At 69.7% G+C, this 22,980-nt stretch carries 17 protein-coding genes and 1 pseudogene; 9 read left to right on the top strand and 9 right to left on the bottom strand.

The features are described 5' to 3' along the window. Positions 1–1,950 (bottom strand): annotated as a pseudogene (locus WML84_RS03895) (hypothetical protein); the annotation flags it as partial. Between the two features lie 95 nt (positions 1,951–2,045). On the opposite strand from WML84_RS03895, the gene WML84_RS03890 reads away from it, so the two are divergent. Next, positions 2,046–2,945, top strand: a complete 900-nt coding sequence (locus WML84_RS03890) for a glycosyltransferase family A protein (protein ID WP_347344831.1) — start codon at positions 2,046–2,048, stop codon at positions 2,943–2,945. Further along, the gene (locus tag WML84_RS03885) at positions 2,942–4,765 is read left to right on the top strand and encodes a glycosyltransferase (RefSeq protein WP_347344830.1); all 1,824 of its coding nucleotides are present in this window, start codon (positions 2,942–2,944) and stop codon (positions 4,763–4,765) included. The genes WML84_RS03890 and WML84_RS03885 overlap by 4 nt, the downstream gene beginning before the upstream one ends. Here the strand turns inward: WML84_RS03885 and WML84_RS03880 are convergent. Next, complete coding sequence (locus WML84_RS03880; protein WP_347344829.1) at positions 4,747–6,198, bottom strand: DUF2142 domain-containing protein; 1,452 nt, start codon at positions 6,196–6,198, stop codon at positions 4,747–4,749. The two genes, WML84_RS03885 and WML84_RS03880, sit on opposite strands and share 19 nt — an antisense overlap. A 188-nt stretch (positions 6,199–6,386) precedes the next feature. On the opposite strand from WML84_RS03880, the gene WML84_RS03875 reads away from it, so the two are divergent. Both WML84_RS03875 and WML84_RS03870 read left to right on the top strand, forming a co-directional pair. Next, positions 6,387–7,484 (top strand): DegT/DnrJ/EryC1/StrS family aminotransferase, encoded by a 1,098-nt coding sequence (locus WML84_RS03875; RefSeq protein ID WP_347344828.1) that lies wholly within the window; start codon positions 6,387–6,389, stop codon positions 7,482–7,484. Further along, positions 7,484–8,488 carry a Gfo/Idh/MocA family oxidoreductase gene (locus WML84_RS03870; RefSeq protein ID WP_347344827.1) on the top strand — a complete coding sequence of 335 codons (1,005 nt, stop codon included), beginning with the start codon at positions 7,484–7,486 and terminating at the stop codon, positions 8,486–8,488. Before WML84_RS03875 ends, WML84_RS03870 begins: the two co-directional genes overlap by 1 nt. Here the strand turns inward: WML84_RS03870 and WML84_RS03865 are convergent. From WML84_RS03865 to WML84_RS03850, 4 genes are all read right to left on the bottom strand, one after another. Beyond that, positions 8,466–9,470, bottom strand: coding sequence for a glycosyltransferase family 2 protein (locus tag WML84_RS03865; RefSeq protein WP_347344826.1), 1,005 nt, complete (start codon positions 9,468–9,470; stop codon positions 8,466–8,468). The two genes, WML84_RS03870 and WML84_RS03865, sit on opposite strands and share 23 nt — an antisense overlap. Beyond that, entirely contained in the window at positions 9,470–9,901 is a 432-nt protein-coding gene (locus WML84_RS03860) for a GtrA family protein (protein WP_347344825.1), read from the bottom strand. Before WML84_RS03860 ends, WML84_RS03865 begins: the two co-directional genes overlap by 1 nt. A 69-nt stretch (positions 9,902–9,970) precedes the next feature. Further along, a complete protein-coding gene (locus WML84_RS03855; protein ID WP_347344824.1) occupies positions 9,971–12,220 on the bottom strand; it encodes a glycosyltransferase in 2,250 nt (749 codons plus the stop codon). 85 nt (positions 12,221–12,305) lie between these two features. Continuing rightward, positions 12,306–13,862, bottom strand: a complete 1,557-nt coding sequence (locus WML84_RS03850; protein ID WP_347344832.1) for a peptidoglycan DD-metalloendopeptidase family protein — start codon at positions 13,860–13,862, stop codon at positions 12,306–12,308. 165 nt (positions 13,863–14,027) lie between these two features. On the opposite strand from WML84_RS03850, the gene WML84_RS03845 reads away from it, so the two are divergent. The 5 genes from WML84_RS03845 (at position 14,028) to WML84_RS03825 (ending at position 19,804) form a co-directional block, all read left to right on the top strand. Then, entirely contained in the window at positions 14,028–15,788 is a 1,761-nt protein-coding gene (locus tag WML84_RS03845; protein WP_347344823.1) for a DUF6798 domain-containing protein, read from the top strand. Between the two features lie 16 nt (positions 15,789–15,804). Further along, the gene (glf, locus tag WML84_RS03840) at positions 15,805–16,941 is read left to right on the top strand and encodes a UDP-galactopyranose mutase (RefSeq protein ID WP_347344822.1); all 1,137 of its coding nucleotides are present in this window, start codon (positions 15,805–15,807) and stop codon (positions 16,939–16,941) included. A gap of 64 nt (positions 16,942–17,005) precedes the next feature. Continuing rightward, positions 17,006–18,205, top strand: coding sequence for an L-2-hydroxyglutarate oxidase (gene lhgO, locus WML84_RS03835; RefSeq protein ID WP_347344821.1), 1,200 nt, complete (start codon positions 17,006–17,008; stop codon positions 18,203–18,205). Between the two features lie 61 nt (positions 18,206–18,266). Continuing rightward, positions 18,267–19,064: an ABC transporter permease gene (locus WML84_RS03830; RefSeq protein ID WP_347344820.1), complete on the top strand. Its 798-nt coding sequence runs from the start codon at positions 18,267–18,269 to the stop codon at positions 19,062–19,064. Further along, positions 19,064–19,804, top strand: a complete 741-nt coding sequence (locus WML84_RS03825; RefSeq protein ID WP_347344819.1) for an ABC transporter ATP-binding protein — start codon at positions 19,064–19,066, stop codon at positions 19,802–19,804. The genes WML84_RS03830 and WML84_RS03825 overlap by 1 nt, the downstream gene beginning before the upstream one ends. A gap of 19 nt (positions 19,805–19,823) precedes the next feature. Here WML84_RS03825 and WML84_RS03820 read toward each other — a convergent pair whose 3' ends face one another. From WML84_RS03820 to WML84_RS03810, 3 genes are all read right to left on the bottom strand, one after another. Continuing rightward, entirely contained in the window at positions 19,824–20,837 is a 1,014-nt protein-coding gene (locus WML84_RS03820) for a glycosyltransferase family 2 protein (protein WP_347344818.1), read from the bottom strand. Positions 20,838–20,849: 12 nt separating this feature from the next. After that, the gene (locus WML84_RS03815; RefSeq protein ID WP_347344817.1) at positions 20,850–22,169 is read right to left on the bottom strand and encodes an O-antigen ligase family protein; all 1,320 of its coding nucleotides are present in this window, start codon (positions 22,167–22,169) and stop codon (positions 20,850–20,852) included. A 28-nt stretch (positions 22,170–22,197) separates the two neighbouring features. Beyond that, positions 22,198–22,980: O-antigen ligase family protein (locus WML84_RS03810; RefSeq protein WP_347344816.1), on the bottom strand; the 783-nt coding region annotated here is incomplete at its 5' end.

The following is a 22,980-nucleotide window of genomic DNA, read 5'->3' as shown; positions in this document are numbered from 1 at the left end:
GAAGGTGCGCACGGCTTCGCCGAAGATCTCCTCGATCCCGGCGACGTCGTCGGAGATCGCACGTCCGCCTGCAGCGACGACGTCGAACAACCGGTTCGAGACGAAACCCTCTCGCCGCATCGCCGGCCAGTGGTCGTTGAGGACGACCGCCGCGCGCTCGTAGAGGCCGGGGAGCCGGTCGTTCGCGATACCGTCGGCGGCGATCGCCGACGCGGGGATGTAGCCGCGCCAGTCCGGTCCATAGACCCGGACCGGGATGCCGGCGCGCAGCGGCTCCACGACGACGGGGCGTGCGATGCCGCGCGCCGTGCCGACGAAGACGATCTCTTCGGTGCGCACCGCGCCCGACGGGTGGAAGCGCCGGACGTCGGTGCACTGCAGGAGCGGCTCGATCTCGCGGCCGAATCGTCCGCTCGCCGTGCGCGCCCATGGCGCGGACGCCGCGAAGACGACGTCGAAGTCGTCCAGCTCGTCGGCGGTGATCTCGTCGGGGTGGCTGATGATCCACAGGATGCGGCATCCGGTCGGCGGCGGGACGATGCGATGCGGCCCGCGGAGCACCAGGACGACGTCGTCGAGGGATGCGCTCGGCCGATCGGTGGCATCGCGCCCGTCGATGACGCACTGCTCGCCGAGCCGCTCCAGCGCCGCCGCGAGCCCGCGCGCGAAGTGGGTCTCGCCCCAGGACTCGCCCGCGCGGCCGGCCGGTGCCGCGGTCTTGATCGCCCAACGCTGGGGGCGCTCCCCGGCGACGGCGGTGCGACGGAGTCTCGGGACGCCCGCGACCCAGCGATCGAGCTCCAGCCCGGACGGCCCGAGGAGCGTATCGACGTCGGTGTCGGGTGCGTCCGGGGCGGCAGGGGGAGCGGCGGAGGCCGCCGACGTCACTGTGACGGTGGTCAGCGTGTGGCCGGGACCGTCGGGGGTCGTCCCCGCCGGCCACGAGCGCGCGGGCCCGGCGAGGGCGGGGACGGGGATGCGCGCGCCGAGCCGCCGCGCGTCCTCGACCGGATGACCGGCGAGCAGGGGACCGGCCCGCCCGCCCGAGAACACCGTCCCCGCCGAGGCGATCGTGCCGTCCGGGGCCAGCCAGAGGGCGGCCGTGGGGCCCGTGGCCCCCGCGCGCACGAGGTCGCGGAACGCCTCCGGCGACAACGCCGCACCGGGCCCGCGGAAGGTCGTCGCGGCATCCCGGACGGTAGGGCGAGGAACAGTGGCGACGTGCAGCGGCGCCCGGCGGACCGCCACCCGCGGTGACCAGGCCGCCAGGATCGACGCCTGCGCCGCCTCGTCGAAAGACCGACCGGTGACGATGACGTCGACGTCCAGACCGAGCTCTCCGGCCGCCGCCGCCAGCCCGAGCGCCTGGTCCGGGTCCGTCTCATCCGGACCGAGGACGCAGACGAAGGCGGGGACCGCCGGCTCCGGAGCCGGCGCGGCGGGGATCGGCGCGATCGCCGCCGCGAGGAGATCCGGCCAGGCCAGCCGGGTGGTCGTCGTGCCCCCGCCCATGGCGATCCAGCCGTCGCGATGCGCGCGCCGCCACGCGAAGCCGAGCGGACCGGCCGGGTCGGCCAGCGCGGCGGGCTCCTCGGCGGCCAGCCGCGGCGCGTCCCAGTTGGGGCTCGTGACGAGCTCGGCGCGATCGTTGACGAGGTACGCGTACAGTGCCGGCACGCGCTCCGCGTCGGAGAGTTGGCGCGACACCGTCCGCTCCATGAAGAGCGGGTTGAGCGCGAACCCCTGCCGGAATCCGCCGCGCACGTAGCGACGGACGGCCGCGCGCGCCGAGATCCGCCGCCCGCGCTGGGCGGCGACGAAGTCGAGGTCGACGACGTCCGCGCGCAGGATGACGCGTGCCCACCAGAGGCGGTCGAGCGCCTCCACGCCGAGCCGGAGCACCGGTGCGCTGCGCGCCGTGCGCCACAGCTTCCGGAGACGACTCAGCACACTCGGAGTATAGGAGGGCACGGGGGCACGCCGCGGCGGATGATAGCCTCGGCCTGCCGCGTGCGGACCCTCCGACCGCGGGGAGGGAGGATCAGGTGCCTGAGCGGGCCCCTCGGGTCGGGATCGTCGTGCGGACGAAGAACCGGCCGGCCTTCCTCCGCCGCGCTCTCGCGGACGTCGCCGCGCAGCGCTACCGCGACTGGGCCGTCCACGTCGTCAACGACGGCGGCGACGCCGCCGCGGTCGCCGCCGCGGTGTCGGAGCTTCCCGTCGAGGTGCGCGAGCGCGTCCGCGTCACCGACAACGAGACGCCGCACGGCCGGTCGGCGGCGGCCAACCAGGGCGTGCGGGGGCTCGACACCGAGTTCGTGGTGCTGCACGACGACGACGACCTCTGGCATCCCCGGTTCCTCGAGGAGACCGTGCGCTGGCTCGACGAGCACCCCGGCGACATCGGCGTGACGGCGCGCACCGAGATCGTCTACGAGGCCGAGCGCGACGGGCGCTTCCAGGAGGTCGGACGCGTCCCCTTCTGGCCGCAGCTGACCGCGATCACGTACGCGGAGCTGCTGCAGGTCAACCGCTTCGTGCCGATCTCGTACCTGTACCGGCGCGCGCTGCACGACGACGTCGGGATGTACCGCGAGGACATCCACGCCGCCGAGGACTGGGAGCTCAACCTCCGCACGGCCCTGCGCCATCGCATCGGCCTGCTCGACGGCGAGCCGCTCGCGTACTGGCTGCAGCGCGCGGGAGTGGACGGCGAGCTCGGCAACAGCATGTTCGCCCTGGCGGGAGAGCACGACAAGTACGACCAGCTCGTGCGCGACGAGGCGCTGCGGGCCTACGTCGAGCAGCACGGCCCGGGCCTCGCGCTCTACCTCACGCGGTTCATCCAGGACGAGGTGGCGCGGCAGCTCGACGAGCGGCGCTCGCTCGGCCAGCGGCTCACCGGGGCGGTGCGCGACTGGCGCCGCGAACGGCGGACGCGGTGACGGCCGACTGGCGCACCGTCCAGCGCGTGCTGCTGCCGCCCGCAGGGCGCCCGGAGACCCTGCCGCTGTACGCGCGCATCGACGGCGCCGCAGCGGGCTGGACGCGCGAGGGCGTCGACGTGCCGCCCGGCCGGACGGTCTCGTTCGGCACCTACCTCGGCGGCGTGCCGGCGGCCACGTGGCGCGCCTGCACCGACGTGCGTGCGCTCCGGCTCGCACTCGCCATCGAGGGGGCGGCGACGGTGCGCGTGATCGCGACGGATGCCGAGGGCACCGCCCGCACGATCCAGGAGCTGGCGGGGGCGAGCGGCGAGGTCGCCGTCGAGGTCGCCCTCGACCCGTCGATCGGGTGGCTGTGGTTCGAGGCCGAGGCGGGTGCGGAAGGGGCCCGCGTGCGCGACGCGCGCTGGGACGCCCCGGCGCCGGCACGCGACGAGGCCTCGCTCGCGATCGCCATCACGACGTTCGACCGCGTCGACGACTGCGCGCGGCTCGTCGCGGCGCTCGGCGACGACGAGCGCCTGCGGCCCCGCATCCGTCGCGTGACGGTGGTCGACCAGGGGACCGAGAGCGTCGCCGCGTCGCCGGAGTTCGCGCGGGCGGCGGATGCCTGGGGAGAGCGCCTCGCGGTGATCGAGCAGGCGAACCTCGGCGGCTCGGGCGGCTTCAGCCGGGGGATGCTCGAGGGCACGGACTCCGGGGCGAGCCACGTGCTGCTCCTCGACGACGACGTCGTGCTCGAGCCCGAGTCGGTGCTGCGGATGCTCGCCTTCGCCGAGCACGCCGCGGGGCTCCCGCTCGTCGGTGCGCAGATGCTGAGCCTCCCCGAGCCCACGGTGCTGCACTCATACGGCGAGCGCGTCGACCTCCAGCGGTTCTGGTGGGTGCCGGTCGCGCCGTCGCTGGAGCGCGCCGACCTCGCGCACGCCCACCCGGACGGCACGCCGGCGTTCGACCGTCACTACGCCGTCGACTTCAACGGGTGGTGGATGTGCCTGGTCCCCACCGAGGTCGTTCGACGCCTCGGGGCCGCGATGCCGTTCTTCCTCAAGTGGGACGACGCCGAGTACGGCCTCCGCGCCGCGGCGGCGGGGCATCCGACCGTCACGCTCCCCGGTGCCGCACTGTGGCACGTGCCGTGGACCGCGAAGGACGACGGCCTGGACTGGCAGGCCTACTACCAGCTGCGCAACCGTGTCGTCACGGCGCTGCTGCACTCGCCGCACCGGCGCGGCGGACGGCTCCTCGCCGACACGCTCGCGCAGGACCTCAACCACCTCCTCTGCCTGCAGTACGGATCGGCGGCCGTGCGGCATCTCGCCCTCCGCGACGTGCTCAGCGGGCCCGAGCACCTGCATCGCACGCTCGCGCACCGTCGCGCCGACGCGCGCGAGGTGCTCGCGCGCCGCGGTCAGGACGTCCGGCCCGACGCGGCGCTCCCGTCCGCGGCATCCACGACCGCGCCGAGCCGCCCGCACGGCGCTGCGGCGGCCCTGCGACGGATCGCCGCGAGCGGGCTCCGGCAGGTGCGCCGGGCGCCGGGCCCCGACGCCGAGGTCGACGTGCGGCTCGACCGCGAGGCGGGCAAGTGGTGGGCGCTCGGCACCGTGGACTCCGCGGTCGTCGGCAGCGCGACCGGCTCGGGAGGCTTCGTCCTCCGTCGCGACCGGCGGGTCGCCGCGACGCTCGCCCGCGACGCGATCGGCCTCCGGGTGCGCCTGTGGTGGCGGTGGCCGCGACTCGCGTCGGCGTACCGGCGCGCGGCCCCCGAGCTATCCGGCCGCGCCGCGTGGGAGCGGACCTACCGCGGGGTGTCGTAGGCGATCGGCTCTCGGTCCTCGGGAAGCGGTCCGGCCCCGGGCGGATCCGATCGGGTCACTGCGCCGGCATCCGTCTTCCGAAGCACAAGCCACAACAGCACGCACACAGCGGTGAAGGCGATCGAGCCGATGAGCCAGATCGCCAGGGGGGCTGGCGCGGCCGTCCACCACCACTCGGCGTCCGCCCCCGGGTCGATCGCGTTGCTGTCTGTTCCGACCGTGTAGCGACGGATGTTGTAGTGCAGTGCGAGCGACATGGCGATGCTGAGCGCGAGGCCCGCGATGAGCGACCTCGATCCGCGCCATGCCTCCACGCTGCGGTCCGAGAGGCTCGCTACACCGAGCAGGATCACGATCAGTGGAAGCAGATAGCGCGGCTGCACGATGCTGCCGACCACGGCGTTCGACTGGGCGAGCAGTACGAAGGGGACGATCCACAACGCCGTCGCGGACAGGAGCAGAGCGCTTCCCCGACGCGCCCCCAACCGATCGACGCCGACGAAAACGGCGCCGCAGAACACAGCGCCTGCGAGCACCCATACCGTTGCGGGCATCGGGGTGTCGAGCCATCCGAGCCCCATGCCGCCGAATGCCCCTGCCCAGAGCATCGGGATGCCGAAGAGATTGGCGATGAGCTGTGCCGCGCTCAGTGGCGGGTCATCAGTGGGAAGCCCCGTCGCGACCGCGCCGCCTTGACTGGCTCCGAGGTAGAAGAAGACGCTGATCGCCACCACCAGCGCCGCAGCGACGGCAGGTGCCAGCAGGGGGCGTCCGCGGCGGATGCCGAGGATCGCGGCGATCACGATCGCGAACATCGCGAAGGCCGCCGCGTCTGCACGGGCACCCGCTCCAATCGTGGCGCTCACGACGGCGAGCGCGCTGAGTGCCCATTGTCGTCGCCCTGATGTCTGCGTGGCGCCGTAGAGGCTGACCCAGATCGTTGTCGCGGCGGCGAAAGCCCATGAAGAGGGATTCGTAGAGGCGATCGCGAACATCCCGAGGGGAATGGACGAACCCAACGCGGAGATCAGGAGCGCAGGCCTGATGCGTCGTGGCAACGTGAAGAACACCGCAGTGAGCAGTCCCACGATGATCGCGGAGTTCGCGATGCGCATTGCCATCACGGACGTCGATACATCGTCGCCGACGAAGAAGCCCATGGTGGTGTAGAACAGCGGCGGGTACAGCCCCACGGCGTTCATCCAGGTCGCCTCGGTCATCTCGGAGTCGTGCGGGTTCCAGCACGCAGCGCTCTCTTCCGACTCGAACGCGTAGCAGGGCGCCGAGACCACTGACGCCGGTACCATTCTGGTGTCCGGGTTCCCGGATGGCTCGCAGATGCCTGCCCGCTCGCCGAGGCCGCACCAGATCGAGGGCAGATGGAAGTTGTCGTCGGGACTCGAGCCGACCGGTGAGGCGAACGCCCAGCACACGAGCGAGAGGAGCAGCAGGAGCGGGATCGCGACGGCGGCGGCGCGACCGAGCTTCGCGGGAGTGGCGGGGGTCACCGTCCCATCGTAGGCTTCCGCTCATCGAGGCTTGGCTAGACTGAGTGATCGTGTCCCCCGCCGCTGGGTGAGCACCGCATCGAAGCCGACGCGCTTCTTCACGAGGAGGACGAGTGACCGATTTCATCCCCGCGGCCAAGCCGCTCATCGGCGACGACGAGCGCGTCGCTGTGGACCGCGTGCTCCGGAGCGGCATGGTCGCCCAGGGCCCCGAGGTCGCTGCCTTCGAAGACGAGTTCTCGGCTCACTTCGTGGCGGGGCGTCCCGTCGTCGCGGTCAACTCCGGAACATCGGGACTGCACCTGGGACTGCTCGCGGCGGGCGTCGGACCCGGCGACGAGGTCATCGTGCCATCGTTCACGTTCGCGGCGACCGCGAACTCGGTCGCCCTGACGGGTGCGACGCCTGTGTTCGCGGACATCGAACCCGACACATTCACGCTCGACCCCGAGGCCGTCGCCGCGGCGGTCAGTCCTCGTACGAAGGGCATCATGCCGGTGCACCTGTACGGTCACCCGGCCCGCATGGCTGAACTGTCGACTCTCGCCGAAGCACAGGGAGTCGACCTCTACGAGGATGCCGCGCAGGCCCACGGTGCGGCGCTCGACGGCGCTCCTGTCGGCACGTTCGGCACGTTCGCGATGTTCTCGCTCTACCCGACGAAGAACATGACCAGTGGTGAGGGCGGCATGGTCGCCACCGTGGACGGTGAGGTCGCACGTCGCGTGCGACTCCTCCGCAACCAAGGGATGGAGCGTCAGTACGAGAACGAAGTCGTGGGATTCAATGCACGCATGACCGACATTCATGCAGCGATCGGACGGGTGCAACTGACGAAGGTGGACGGCTGGACGCAGGCTCGTCGGCGCAACGCGGCGTTCCTCGACGAGAACCTCCGCGGCGTGATCGTCCCGCCTGTGGCCGACGGCGCCACGCACGTGTACCACCAGTACACCGTTCGGGTGCCGGAGGACCGCGACGGGTTCGTCAAGGCGCTCCGCGAGGAACACGCGATCGGCAGCGGGGTGTACTACCCGATTCCGAACCATCGGCTTCCTTCGCTGGCGCACTTCGCGCCCGGACTGGACCTTCCCGAGACCGAGCGTGCGGCTCGAGAGGTGGTCTCGCTCCCGGTCCATCCGTCGCTGAGCAAGGACGACCTCGAACGCGTGGTCGCCGCTGTCGTGGCCGTCGCAGGAGCGGGCGCCTGATGGCGGCCCTGCGGGCCGGTCTGCTCGGCCTGGGCATGATGGGTCGCCATCACGCGCGGATCCTCCGCGACGTCGAAGGCGTGGAACTCGTCGCCGTCGCCGATCCCGGCGGTGACCCCCACCGCGTCGCGACCGGGATGACGATCCTTCCCGATGTGGACGCCTTGATCGACGCAGGCATCGAGATCGCGGTGGTTGCGATTCCCACCCGATTTCACGCGGACGCCGCCCTGGCGCTCGCGCAAGCGGGCGTGCACACGCTCGTGGAGAAGCCGATCGCGGACGACACGGCGACCGGCAACCGGGTGGCCGAGGCTTTCGAGCGTCACGGGCTCGTCGGCGCCGTCGGACACGTCGAGCGATTCAACCCGGCGCTCCAGCAACTGCGTTCTCGCTTGGCGAACGGTGACGCCGGCGACGTCTATCAGATCGCGACGCGCCGCCAGAGCAGCTTCCCGGGACGTATCGGTGACGTGGGGGTGGCCAAGGATCTCGCGACTCATGATATCGACCTCACCGCCTGGGTCGCGCAGGGCACCTACCGTTCCGTCTCCGCGCAGACGGCGCACAAGAGCGGTCGCGAGCACGAGGACATGATCTCGATCACGGGGCGCTTGTCGAACGGGATCATCGCGAATCACCTCATCAACTGGCTCAGCCCGATGAAGGAGCGTGTCACCGTCGTCACGGGGGAGCGGGGAACGTTCATCGCGGACACCGCCACGGGCGACCTCACCTTCTATGCGAACGGCACGGTTCCGCTCGAGTGGGAGTCGGTCTCGACGTTCCGCGGTGTATCAGAGGGCGACGTCACGCGGTTCGCCTTCGCCAAGAAGGAGCCGTTACGCGCCGAACTCGAGGCGTTCCGCGACAGCGTGCTCGGGGTGCAGACCGAGTTGTCGACGATGTCGGAGGCGGCTCACACGCTCGAAGTGGTGGAGTCCGCGCTCCGCTCGGCAGGCGCGGGCGGTGAGCTCGTGATCACCGGTCGGGTGACGGTCTGACCTCGGGGGACCAAGAGCTCTGCTGGCGGTCGAAGGGCGGGTAGGACGGCGTCGACGGCGTCGCCTGGATGTCCAGCTGCAGGGCGCTGATCAGCATCTGCGTCCCGATCATGAGCGGAAGCGCCGCGAGCATCACGGTCGCGGCGGTGGCGATGACGGAAGCCATGATCTGAAAGATCATCCAGATGCTGACGATGACGCCGAAGCCGAAGAGCAGCAACCCGGTGAACAGCAGCAGCGCGATGGGCGAGAACGACCAGAGCACGTACCGATACCAAATCCGGCTCCAGAAGCCGACGGTGAGGCGATTCATCAGCTCCGGGATCACTCGGCGGAGCTTGATGCTGGATACCTCGTCGCCATAGACGGCCGGAACCGGGACGTCGACCGCAGGCACCTGCAGGATGTTGAGGTGGATCAAGAGGTCGTTCTCGAAGCTGTAGCGCTTGGCCACACGATCGAGCGGAATCCGCCGGAGAACATCCGAGCGGATCGCTGTGTAGCCGTTCTGAGGGTCGAAGAGGTTCCAATAGCCCGACGCCAGCTTCGTCATGAACGACAGGACGATGTTGCCGAACACTCGGTGTCCCGGCATGCCGCTGAACGACTCGGGCGCATAGAACCGGTTGGCTTTCGAGAAGCCGAAGCCCTCCGCGGTGACCTTGTCCAGCAGCGCCGGGAGATATGCCGGGTCCATCTGAGCATCGCCGGCCATGATGACGTTCACGTCGCTGCCGAGGTCGAGCGCAGCCTTGTGACCGGTGATGATCGCCCCTCCGACACCCTGGTTGACCTCGTGACGGACGAGCGTGACACGCGGATCATCGAGGCGCTCGACGACACCGCTGGTGTCGTCAGGGCTGCAGTCGTCGACGATCACGATGTCATCGACGTACGCGGGCATCGTCTCGACGACCCGGCCGATCATCAACTCTTCCTTGTAAGCCGGAACCACGGCCGCGACACGGGCGCCCCTGTACATCAGTCATTCACCTTCCGGGTGGAGAACACCCAGTAACGATATGCGAAGTAGTTCCAGACGGTGGTCGCCAGGACCGCCGCGACCTTGCCCACAGCCCACGGCATGCCGAGCGCGTCTGCAGCCCATACGATCCCGGTCGTGGCGACCGTGTTGAAAGCGACCAGGAGCGCATAGCGGATCACACTCGGTGCGACGCCATCGGAGGCGCGGAACGCGACCGTGCGCTGCAGCGTGTATGTGACGGCGAAGCTCAGCAGGAATGCGGCGGGGGTGCTGATCGGAAGCGGCACGCGGAATGCCTCATGGAGAAGCCAGAGCACTCCGATATCGAAGAGAAATGCAAAGCCGCCCATGAGCAGGTAGCGAACTGCGCTCGACGACCACAGACGCATGAGCAGCGAACTCGCCTCGGAAGGGGGTGCGGCGTGCATTCCCTCATCCTCCCATGGTCCGCCTGAGCACGAGCCCGGCGGCATGCCGTCGGCGGCTACAGCGGATGCTCACGGATGGGGCGTCGACGCGCCCTCGCTGGGTCGCGTGGAGCGCGCCCAGTCCTCATTGCAGTAGTCGTCCTTGTAGACGGCGAGGCGGGTGAAACCCAGAACCGACTGCCAGGCATCGGAGAAGCGGAACCTGCTGGACCCGGTCTCGTGTCGCACACTGAGGGAGACCGGCACCTCGTGCACGGCGAGATTCTGCTGCTCAGCCGCCAGGACCAGCTCGGTCGTCCACATCAGACCGCTCTCTCGGGACAGGCGCGCGAACTCACGGCCCCACTCGCCGTCGACCCACAGTGTGCCTTGGCTGTCGCCCACTGCCGACTGCAGCAGCGCCTCGCGGAGGAAACGGAAGATGCGCGACTGGACCGTACGGAGACGTCCGCGGGCGACTGCCGACCCGGGATGCGCCTTGGAACCGACGGCGACGGCGACGTCGTCGGGCAGCTTGTGGAACTCGACGAGGTCGGTGAACCCGAAGGGCAGATCGTCCGCGGTGAGCAGGAGACGTCGCCCGCTGCTCGCGAGGACGCCGGCACGCAGAGCCTCGCCGAGACCTGGCTCCGAATGCCGGAGAAGCAACGCGGCGGGCTGGTCCCAGTGGTTCTGGATGCGTTCTAGCAGCTGCTGCGTGCCGTCGGTCGACCCGTTCTCGACGACGATGATCTCGTCCGCAGAGGTCAGCTCCGCGCCGAGCGCGTCGAGCGTGCTCTCCAGCACCTCCGCCCCGTTGCGAGTGGGTACGACGACGCTGATTCTCGGTTGTGTCGCCGGCGAGAAGCCGCGGTGCAGCATGGGATGCGGGTCGGTCCGACCGCTGATCCGGCTGCGCTCGACGGAGCGCACGTGCGACGGCATCGATGTGATCGACCAGACGAGAGCTCCGAGCGACACCGCCGCGAGCAGGCCCAAAGCCGCCGAGAGCTGCGAGTAGTCGTAGAGAACCGGCAGGCGCAGTACAGGCGTTGCGAAGCCGAGTGTCAGCGTGGGGACCGTGATCGCGAAGGCTGCGGCGAGCGCTCGTCGCTGTGGCGCCCGTCGCGTCAAGGCCAGGACGAACCCGACGATGATCAGGATGATCATCGCTCCGAAATGCTTGATGACGAACAGCGCTTTGTGGGTGTACAGCGACAACGTGCCGGGAACGTCTTCGAAGACAGCGTCTAGGTACAGGTCGCGGAGCGCGTCTCGCCGCTCGATGCTTCCCGGGGCGGCGCCGGGTGCGGCGTCCAGGAGCCGTGCCTCTGCGTCCTCGATCGAGGACGGTGCGTCGAAGGTCGGGGCCGCCCCGGTGATCGGTTCAGGGTAGGACAGGCCCAAGTACAGGCCCTGCCACGGCTCGGGCGACACGGGCACCGACTCGTTCGAGCCGTCTGTCACGTCCGCGCGTGCGCCGTCGAGGATCGCCATGACGCCGGCATGGACGCCGACCGCGATCGCGACGGAGAGGACGCCGATCAAGGCGGCGCGGAGGAAGCGCCATCGTATCGGGCGATTGATCCACCAGAGCATTGCCACCGCGGCCGCCACTCCTACCCCGGCGACGCTGTCGAACAGCCCGGTCATGCCGGCGAGCAGGACAACGAGCGCGCTCGCTCCGATGAGCCGCGATGTCGAGAGCCGGTAGGTGCTGAAAAGGAGCAGGAGCGACAGCGCCAGGAATGTCATGGAGGCAGGGATGCCGTACAAGGCATAGACGCGGATCGTGCTCACCTCGTCGGACAGACCGTATTCGGTGCCGAGGAGGATCGTGCCGTTGTTGAGGAGCCACGTCATCGGGGGCAGGAGCACCAGGGCGTATCCGGCGCGGGCCCGGCGGAAGATGCGGGCGACGGCCGTCGGCAGCCAGACCAGGGGCAGCGCGATGAGCAACGCCTGAGCGATCGCGAGTCCGGGGTACGGAGACTCCGCGCCGGTGATGCGGCTCATCAGGCTGGCCAGGACGTAGGTGCCGGGATCGTCCTCCCACGCGGACGGTGCCATCGCGCCGGCAGTCGGCACCTGCATCTGCGGTGAGCCAGTACCCGCCTCCTTCACGAGGAGCACGCCGGTCTCGCGATAGGCGTCGTAGGTCGCATGCAGCTCGGCATCACGTTCGGGATGCCAGCGGAGCTCCGGCATGTTGACCACGACGGCCAAGGACACGATCGCCAACGCGAGCCCGACGAGAAGGAGGAAGAGGCTGGTCGACCGCGGCCAGAATCGGTTGTCGGCCGGGCCCGGGCCCTCCTCCGCTGAGATGTTGCGAGCCATGGGGTCCATTCGATTCAGATCATTGACAAGCCTATGCGCGCGGCGGTCTGGCCTCCGCTGCGGCGCGCTACGAACTCTCGGCACGCTATGAAAGCGTCGCCCAGGCCCCGAAGGCGCCACCTGGTGACGACTGGTTGGTCCCGATGGCCGCACCATTGGGCTTGATCGCGTACAAGGCGATGATGTTGCCCACCACGAGCGGCGAGATGGGACTGGCGACCGTCTCTCCAGAACCGGCCTGGACCCACCCGCCGGGCGCTTGAGGTTCGAACCCTGTACTGGTTCCCCACGCGTCGCCCGTCTCCGTTCGCAGGTAGACAGAATACCCATCGATCAGTTGAACGACGCCTGGAGGGGCATCCGGGATCGCGGACGCGCCGGAGCCGAGGTTCACCCATGAATCGAATGCAGCGCCGGGAGAAGCCTGCGTCACGGTGGCAACGGTCGAACCCGCCGTGGCGAACAAGCGCACGCGCCCCGATTGCAGAAACGCCTTCGGCGCGGACGTCACGCCGGCGCCGTTCGTGCCGATCGTCGACCAGCTACTGAACACCGAACCAGGTGAGGCCTGAGCTGAACCGACGATCTGGGCGCTTCTGTTCAGTGTGTAGAGCGCGACACGATCATCGGCGAATCGCACGAGCGCGGGCTTGCGGGAGAGATTCGTGGCTCCGCTCCCGATCGATGTCCACGTGCCGAAGTTTGAGCCTGGCGAGCTTTGCGCGACTCCCGCGACGGTCCCTGCAGTGGTAGCGGCATAGACGCCGATCGTGCCGTTCGAGAACTGTGTCACGGAGGGGTCGCTGTCGATTCCGCCGCCTTGGCTACCGATCGTAACCCAGCCCCCGAACGCGCCGCCCGGAACGGATTGCGCGGAGCCGGCGATAGTTCCGGCGGAGGTCCTTGCATAGACCGCGATCACCCCGCTGGCGAGGACGATGACAGCGGGCTCACCGACGAGACCCGGTGAGCCGGAGCCGAGCGGTGACCACACCGAGAAAGAGCCTCCCGCCTGTGATTGAGTGGCGCCCCACAGCTGGCCGTCCTCTCTGATCGTGTACAGGGAGATGCGGGACTGTGCGTCGATGATCGGAACCACTCGCCGCCCGACCGTGGAGACCTGCGACTGCTGCGGCAAAGGCGCGTAGTGGACGAGCGGCCACGGGTCCGTATGCGTTCTCGATGAGGACGTCCAGATCTCCAAGTGGAGATGATTGCCGTCGGACTGGCCTGTCGAGCCGACCAGCCCGATGACCTGTTGGGGAGTCACGGTCTGACCGCTTGTCACAGTGAGAGCAGACATGTGCGCATAGAAGCTATGCCAGCCCGATGCGTGGCGTATCAGGACGGAGTAGCCGGCCCAGGATTGTCCCGCCGCGTTCCATGACGCATCCACGACAACACCGGCTGCCACGGGGTGTACGTTCGTACCTGCGCTTCGCGCGTAGTCGATTCCTTTGTGGAGCCCATCATCGTACTCGGAGTACCAGTATCCGTAGTATCGCGATGGGTCTGACCGCACCTCTAACGGGTGCCACCATGTCTCGGCGGCGTGGGCTGCCGGAGCAGAAGCGAGAGACGTGTACGTGAGTGCGGCCGCCGCGACTATCGTTGCTCGAAGTGCCGATCGACGGGACACCATGACCTTTTGCGGACCACTCGTCTCGTTGACACACATGGGCCCTAGTGTGACACGAGCGCTCCTCCGAAGCGTTCAGGGGATCCGGGCTAAGCTCGTCGTCGATCACGATCGGGAGACGCTTCCGCGCGCCGCGAACGTGCTCTCACCACAGGGAGGACAACCAGGGTGCTCGATCTGCGTCAACGCGCGGTGCTCGGCGAGGAGCCTGCGACTCCGGTGTCCGCGGTGCGTCTGATCGGCGTGGCGATGCTCCTCGCGGCGATCCTCGGCGTGCTCGAGATGTTCGGGGCAATCGGCGACGGATACTTCGCAGGCTGGGGCGATCACTTCGTCCTGTCGCCGGAGGGATTGAGTTGGGCGCACCCCGGAGCGTTCCTGAACGACTGGTTCATGGAGGCCGCACCGCAGCCGCATTGGTTCTTCGACGCCATGACCTACGCGGGCGAGTCGCTCGGCGTCCTCTCTCTTTTCTATGCAGTGTTCTGGGCTCTCGGACTGGTCGCCTTCGGCGCGGCCACGGCGCTGCTCGCATACCGGTTCGTGCCCGCTGCTCCGATCGCCGCTGCCCTCGGCGTGACCCTCGTCACGGCCGTCACTCCGTGGATGATCGGCGGCACCGGTTCTCCGGTCATCGCACAGGCACTGCCGGCGGTGCTCTCCGCCCAACTGATCTATCTCTTGATCGCGGGTCTGCTCACCGAGCGGCGGCTACTCGTCGTGCTGCTCGCTCCGGCCATCGCGATCGTGCACGTGCAGCAGGGCTCCATCGCGATCGTGCTTCTCGTGGCGATGCTTGTCGTGGAGGGCGTCCGACTCCGCAAGCTCGACTGGGCGCTCGTGCTGGCTCTTGTCCTGACCGGCGCCTTCGTCGTGTTCGGACTCACGATCCGGCCGATCGCGTCGAACCTGCAGGACTTCGTCGCCATCTGCGATCAGATCATCGTCTACCACTGCGCGGCGCACATGTGGAGCAACGCGGAACACTACTCGACGATCGGATTGATCGTCCTGACCTGTCTCAGTGCGTTCGTCGTCCCGCGCTCCTCGAGGTGGATCTGGTTCACGACGGTGGGCCTCGCGACGCTCGGCTACGCCGGCGGCTATGCCGCCGATGCGCTCCGGATCCCGCTCCTCGACACTCTGGCTCAGGGAGTCAATGTTTATCGTCTCGGCGCGTTGCTGCTTCCCTTCGCGATGTGGGGGGCCGTCGCTCCACTGCTGGTGCGGCTTCGTGGCTGGCTGGCGGTGCTCCTGATCGCGGTCTGCGGTGCGGCGTGGTTCGGCTTCCTGATGGCTCCGGGCTGGCCGACGCCGTCGCGCAGGTGGCTCGTCCTGATGGTTGCCGCTCTCGTCGTTCCCGCGTTCGTCTTCCTTCTCTGGACACGGCGATCCAGAGGGTCGGATCTCGCCACGCGCTCCCGGGCGACGCGCGTGAGCGCACTGTCGGCGGGACTCCTCGTCGTCATGGTCACGGCGGTCCTGGGCGGCCTGACCGTCCGAGTTCCCAACTTCGCGTTCATCCAGGATGCGAACTTGCGCGCGTGGGGCGAGCAGGTTCGCGACGCGGTGCCGGAGGGCAGCGTCCTGGTGGCATCGCCGCGGTCGGAGTGGGTGAAGCTCGTGACGCAGCGCGCGGTGATCGCAGACTGCAAGGACATCCCCTATGGAGGTCCGGCGTGGCAGGAATGGCACCGCCGCATTGCTTTCCTCGGCGGCTACGAGCAATGCGTCGCCCCCGGACCGCTGCTGTACGATCAGCTGCCGGCCCGCGCTCTCGTCGATGTCGCCGACCAGTTCCGCAGCGACTTCATCGTCGTGAATCCTGCCGCGGAACCGACCGCGGAGGCGCTCGAGGAACTCGGCTGGACCCGAGTCGTCACGATCGTCGGGGGCTCGGGAGGCGAGCTCCTCCAGCGGCCCAACTGAAAGGCGTTGCACGCGCATGGATCTCCTCATCGTCGGCTCCGGCTTCTTCGGGCTCACCATCGCCGAGCGGGCCGCGGCATCCGGCCGCACGGTCACCGTCATCGACCGCCGCCATCACATCGGCGGCAACGCCTACAGCGAGGACGAGGCCGAGACCGGCATCGAGGTGCACCGCTACGGCGCGCACCTGTTCCACACGTCGAACGCGACGGTGTGGGAGTACGTGAACCGCTTCACGACCTTCACCGACTACGTGCACCGCGTCTACACGAACCACAAGGGCGTCGTGTACCCGCTGCCGATCAACCTGGGGACGATCAACCAGTTCTTCCGGGCCGCGTACTCGCCCGACGAGGCGCGTGCGCTCGTGCACGAGCTCGCCGGCGAGTTCGACGCGAAGGACGCCGCGAACCTCGAGGAGAAGGCGATCGCCCTGATCGGGCGCCCGCTGTACGAGGCGTTCATCCGCGACTACACCGCCAAGCAGTGGCAGACCGCGCCCACCGAGCTGCCGGCCGAGGTCATCAGCCGCCTGCCGGTGCGCTACACGTACGACAACCGCTACTTCAACGACGCGTGGGAGGGCCTCCCGGCCGACGGCTACACGGCGTGGCTGGAGCGGATGGCCGACCACCCGAACATCGAGGTGAGGCTGTCGACCGACTTCTTCGACGAGTCGCAGCCGCTGAACAAGCGCGCCGCGGTCGGACAGCTGCCGATCGTGTACACCGGCCCCGTCGACCGCTACTTCGACTACGCGGAGGGCGAGCTGAGCTGGCGCACGCTCGACTTCGAGGAGGAGGTCCTGCCGGTGGGCGACTTCCAGGGGACGAGCGTCATGAACTACGCGGATGCCGACGTGCCCTACACGCGCATCCACGAGTTCCGGCACTTCCATCCCGAGCGCGCCGACCGGTACCCGGCCGACAAGACGGTGATCATGCGCGAGTTCTCGCGCTTCGCGAGCCGCGAGGACGAGCCCTACTACCCGGTGAACACGCCGGAGGACCGCTCCGGCCTCCTCGCCTACCGCGAGCTCGCCAAGGGCGAGCGGGACGTGCACTTCGGCGGACGCCTCGGCACGTACCAGTACCTCGACATGCACATGGCCATCGGCTCGGCCCTGTCGATGTGGAACAACCGGCTCGCGTGAGCACGACCCGGCGCGGCGGCTCGACGCCGCGCGCACAGACCGGACACGACCAGAAAGGCCTGATATGACCGATCGCATCGGCATCGTCGGAGGCGGCATCGTCGGCATCGCGCTGGCCAGGGCACTGTCGGCGCGCGGCGACGCGGTCACCGTGCTCGAGAAGGAGCAGCGCCTGGCCGGGCACCAGACCGGTCACAACTCCGGCGTCGTGCACGCCGGCCTGTACTACAAGCCCGGCTCGCTCAAGGCCACGCTGTGCGCGAAGGGCCGCGCGTCGATCCGCGAGTTCTGCCAGGAGAAGGCGCTGCCCTACCGCGAGGTCGGCAAGCTCGTCGTCGCCGTCGACGAGTCGGAGCTCGGCGCCCTCGCCGAGATCGAGCGGCGCTCGATCGCCAACGGCGTGCCCGATCTGGCGCGCATCGACGACGTGGCCGCGCTCCGCGACGTCGAGCCGCACGTGGCGGGCATCGCCGCCGTCCACTCGCCGCACACGGCGGCCGTGGACTACGCCACGATCACCGAGGCGATGGCCCAGGACGTGCGGCGTGCGGGTGGCGAGATCCGGCTCGGGCACGAGGTCACCGGCATCCATCGCGAGGGCGACAGCGTGCGTGTGACGACACCGGTGTCGGAGGACGTGTTCGACCGGCTCGTCGTGTGCGCGGGGCTGCAGTCCGACGTCGTGGCGCGGCTCGTCGGCGCGGACCCGTCGCCGAAGATCCTCCCGTTCCGCGGCGAGTACTGGGAGCTCGCGCCCGAGCGCACCGACCTCGTCAAGGGCATGATCTACCCGGTGCCCGACCCGCGCTTCCCGTTCCTCGGCGTGCACTTCACGCGCGGCGTCTACGACAACGTGCACGTCGGCCCCAACGCCGTGCCGGCGCTCGCGCGCGAGGGCTACCGCTGGCTGTCGGTCTCGCCCAAGGACACGTGGGAGTCGCTGCGGTGGCCGGGCGCGTGGCCGCTGGCCAAGCAGCACTGGCTCATGGGCGTCGACGAGATCAGCGGATCGCTCATCAAGCCCCTGTACTTCAAGAAGGCGCAGCGGTTCGTGCCCGAGCTGCGGATGTCGGACCTCGCCCACAAGACCGGCGCAGGCGTGCGCGCGCAGGCGTGGGGTCGCGGCGGCGAGCTGCTCGACGACTTCGCGGTCGACCGGCTGGGCCCCGTGACGCTGCTGCGCAACGCGCCGTCGCCCGCCGCGACCAGCAGCATCGCCATCGCCGAGCACGTCATCGAGCACTACCTCGACGTCGCCGCTTGAGCGCCGTGTCCGGACGAGCGGTCCTCGGGCGGCGTCGGCGACGCGTCCTAGACTCGTCATCGTGAGCACAGCGACCGTCGGCGCCCCGGGGTCCCCCCGGCGCTACCTGCACTCGCTGTGGCTGCTGTCGGCGCGCGACCTGCGGGTGCGCTACGCCACCAGCGCGCTCGGCTACGTGTGGTCGGTGCTCGACCCGCTCGTGATGGCCGCCATCTACTGGTTCGTCTTCACGCTCATCTTCCATCGTGGCGACCGCATCGGCGCCGAGCCGTACATCGTGTTCCTCGTCACGGCGCTGCTCCCCTGGGTGTGGTTCAACACGTCGGTCACCGACTTCACGCGCGCGTTCCGCAAGGACGCGCGCCTGGTCCGCTCGACGTCGATCCCGCGGTCGATCTGGGTGGGCCGCATCGTTCTCAGCAAGGGCATCGAGTTCCTGCTGTCGATCCCCGTGCTCGTGGCCTTCGTGGTCTTCGCCGGCGCGAGCGTCGGCTGGGGCGTGCTGTGGTTCCCGGTGGGGGTGCTGCTGCAGACGATCCTGCTCGTGGGGCTGGGCCTGCTCGTCGCGCCGCTGTGCGTGCTGTGGGGTGACCTCGAGCGCACGACCCGCCTGATCCTGCGGGCGCTCTTCTACGCGTCGCCGGTGATCTACGGCATCCAGGATCTGCCCGGGATCTTCGCCCAGCTCGCCGTCTTCAACCCGCTGGCGGGCATCTTCACGCTCTACCGCGTGGGCTTCTTCCCCGGCCAGTGGGACACCCTCGCCGTCGTCGCGAGCGCCGTCGTGAGCATCGGGGTCCTGGCGCTCGGCGTCTCGGTGTTCCGGCGGCTCGAGAGCCCTGTCCTGAAGGAGCTGTGATGGCAGACCCCGTCGCGATCCGCGTGGAGGGACTCGGCATCCGGTTCCGCCGCAACCGGCGCGGGCGCCGCAGCCTCAAGGATCTCTTCGCGGGCTCGTCGCGGCGCAGTCGTCCGGACGAGTTCTGGGCGCTGCGCGACGTGTCGTTCGACGTGCTGCCCGGGGAGTCGATCGGTGTCGTCGGCCGCAACGGCCAGGGCAAGTCGACGCTCCTCAAGCTCGTCGCGGGGGTGCTGCTGCCCGACGAGGGGAGCGTCACGGTCCACGGCGGCGTCGCGCCCCTCATCGAGATCACCGGCGGCTTCGTGGGCGACCTCACCGTGCGCGAGAACGTGCGGCTGACGGCGGGGCTGCACGGGATGCCGCGGGCCGAGGTCGCGCGCCGCTTCGACGACATCATCTCGTTCGCCGAGATCGGCGACTTCGTCGACACCCCCTACAAGCATCTGTCGAACGGCATGAAGGTGCGCCTCGCCTTCTCGGTGGTGTCGCAGCTGGACGAGCCGGTGCTGCTCGTCGACGAGGTGCTCGCGGTGGGCGACAGGGCCTTCCGCGAGAAGTGCTACCGGCGCATCGACGAGCTGCTCGAGGGCGGCCGGACGCTCTTCTTCGTGTCGCACAACGAGCGCGACCTGCGGCGCTTCTGCCGGCGCGGGCTCTACCTCGACAAGGGGCGCCTCGCGATGGATGCGCCGATCGCCGACGTGCTCGACCGTTACAACGCCGACTACAACGAGTAGGCGCCCGCGCGGGCGCGGGTCACTGCTCAGCGGGTGCGGGCAGGGGCGGCATGGGCTGCCACGTGGCATCCTTCGCGATGCGACGCCCGTCGCGGATGCCGCGGAACAGGTTGCTCGTGCCGCGCACGGTGCGCTCGACGAACGCGAGCCGGATGAGCTCCTTCACGAAGGTCAGCGCGGTGCCGGCGCCGAACAGCACCGGCTGATAGACGCCGAGGCTGCGGTAGTACTGCTTCATGTGCCCGCGGTTGCGCATGATGTAGTACCGGTACGCGTTGCTCGAGGCGTTCATGTGGCGCACGCCCATGTCCCACTGCCGGATCTCGCGCGTGCGGCGCAGCACGAACTCGTTCACGATCACCGAGGTGGTCGTGCGCGACGCGAGCCAGCCGTACATCTGGTCGTCCCAGTAGATGAAGAAGCGCGGATCGGGCAGGCCGATCCGCTGCACGATGTCGCGGTGGATGAACATGCCCTCGAAGCAGCCCGAGTTCATCTCCTTGTAGCCCGAGGCGTCGAAGCCGGAGGGGGCGAAGGGGATCGGGATGCCGAGGGGCTCGGCCACGCGGTACTGCCAGTAGAACTCGCTGCCGTCGTAGTCGTAGCGGCGGCCCTGGATGCTGCGGAAGCGCGGCGCCCACTTGCCCATCTTGGCGAGGCCGTCGGGGATGACCTCGACGTCGTCGTCCATGAGCCAGATCCACGTGGAGCCGAGCTCGTAGGCCACGCGGGTGCCCTCGCTGAAGCCGCCGGAGCCGCCGGTGTTCTCGTCGAGCCGCCGGTAGACGAGCTCGGTGCCCAGGCGCGGGCGGAACGACTCGACGACCTCGCCGGTGTCGTCGGTGGACGCGTTGTCGACGATCACGAGGTGTCCGGGCTTGGGGTCCATGCGCACGATGCTCTCGAGCAGGCGCGAGAGCAGTCCCGAGCGGTTGAACGTCACGACCGCGATGGTCGCCGAGGCGGGGTCGAACGCCTCCGGGCTGGGCGAGGTCGACGCGTGCGCGTCGACGGTGTCGGCGGAGGAAGTCATAGCGACCCGAGTCTACCGGGCCGGGCTCGACGGATCCTGGGCATGCGGCAGGTCGGGACCGGCGATGCGCGCGTCGAGCCGCTCGCGCCACGAGCGGGCGTGGCCGGCGCGGACCGCGCAGATCACGAGCAGCAGCCAGCCGGGCCCCGAGAGCGTGAAGCTCTCGAACAGCGAGTCGACGAGGAGGGCGACGAGCAGCAGCGGCGTCCACGCGTAGACGATCGATCGGCGCTCGCTCGCGATGAGCCACGAGCGGACGAGCGCGAAGCCGGTCAACGCGAAGAACAGCAGCAGGCCCACCCAGCCGAGCTGCAGCAGCACGTCGAAGTACGCGCTGAGCGCGCTCGCGTGGCTCTCGCGCAGCACGTAGTTGATCGAGGCGAACGGGAACTCGCGCGCCGCCCACGGCCCGAACCAGCCGAACCCGTGCACCGGCTCGAGGCGCACGTAGCCGAGCAGGTTCTCCCAGAGGACGGCGCGCGTGGAGAAGTCGCTGCCCGCGCCGAGCCACGCGATGATCGGATGCCGCGCCGCGTAGCCCACGATCAGCCCCACCGCGACGGTGGCGCCGAGCCCCCACTGCCACGCGCTGCGACGCTGCGGGCGCGCGCCCCGCACGAGCGTGAGCGCGGCGGATGCCGCGGCGACCGCGAGAGCGAGGACGCCCACCGTCGGCGAATCGGACAGGAGCGCCGCGACGCTCCCGAGGACGACCGAGAACAGCGACAGCCCCGGCGGCACCGACTGCGTGCGGTACTCCACGAGGAACGTGATGAGGGCGACCACGGCCACGAAGCCGAGCAGGTTGCGCGTGCCGAAGATGCCCTGGATCGGCCCCGCCTGGGCGATGGCGCCCTGGATGCCGAGGAAGCGGAAGGGCGTGTCGAGCAGGATGCCGGAGAGCACCTCCAGCGCGAGCGAGATCGACAGCAGCCAGCGCATGACGTCGCCGAGGGCGCGCAGGGTCTGCAGCGTGTCGCGGATGTGGCCGATCGTGACCCCGAGGAGCGCGATCCCGGCGGCCGAGACCCAGCTCCAGAAGCTCAGCGTGCGGTCGGTGCTCCAGAAGACGCTGATGAGCGCCCACGCGAGGAACACCACGAGAGTGGAGGGCACGAGGCGCACGAGCGAGATCTCGCGGCGCCGGACGAACAGCACGACCGCGCCGATGACCCCGAGCGCGGCGACGATCGTGACCGCCGTGACGCGCCCGGCGAGGCGCTCGATCGCGAACGAGGAGAACACGGCCGCGAACACCGCGATCGTGTAGGCGCGCGCGAACGCCGCCGAGTCCAGGAGCGTCCACAGCCTCCCGTGCGTCGTCTCGTTCACCGATCCGCCCCCCGACATGGCCGGCCCGTCACGTCGCCCGGTCGGCGCGGCGCTCGCCCTGCTCGCCGGAGAGGCGCTCCCCCTGCTCGCCGGCGAGGCGCTCCTCGGTGCGCCCGCGGCCGACGAGCGGCGCCTGCTTGATCTTGAACGCGAGCATGACCAGGAAGAACCAGCCCCAGCCCACGAGCGGCCCCGACTCGGCGACGCCCTGCACGATGAGGAGCGCCGCGGTGAGGGTCGGCAGCAGCGTGATGGGGGAGTAGGGGCGATCGGCGACGAGATCCCAGCGCGGACGGTCGACCGCGAAGAACCACGAGCGCCACACGAACGCGAGGTAGGCGAGGGCCATCAGGGCGACGCCGACGACGCCGAGCTGCAGCAGCACGTCGAGCCACATGTCGTGCGCCTGCATGACGGTCTGCCCGTGGTCGACGATCCAGCGGTCGAACGCGGGCTCGGTGGGCACCCACGGCGTGGAGAAGCCCCAGCCCGCGACGGGACGCTCTATGGCGCGCTCCCACACGGCGGCCCAGATGCCCTGGCGGCCGGTGAGGTCGGACGAGCGGCCGAGGAGCGCGAACAGGGTGTCGCGCAGCGCCCACGCCGCGGCGAGGCCGCCGAGGGCGACGAACGCGAACGCGAGGTAGTAGCGCGTGCGCTGCCCGGGGCGGCGCGTCGTGCGCATGAGCAGGACCGTCACGAGGACCGCGGCGACGAACGCGGCGGCGACGAACGCCGTGGCCGAGCCGGCGCGCAGCATGAGATATGCCGACAGCAGCATCCACCCCGCCAGCAGCATGCGCCGCGGGGC

Source organism: Microbacterium sp. (genome assembly GCF_039812165.1).
Taxonomy (GTDB): Bacteria; Actinomycetota; Actinomycetes; order Actinomycetales; family Microbacteriaceae; genus Microbacterium.
The sequence above is the reverse complement of the archived record's forward strand: the minus strand, read 5'-3'. Positions and strand labels throughout refer to the sequence as shown.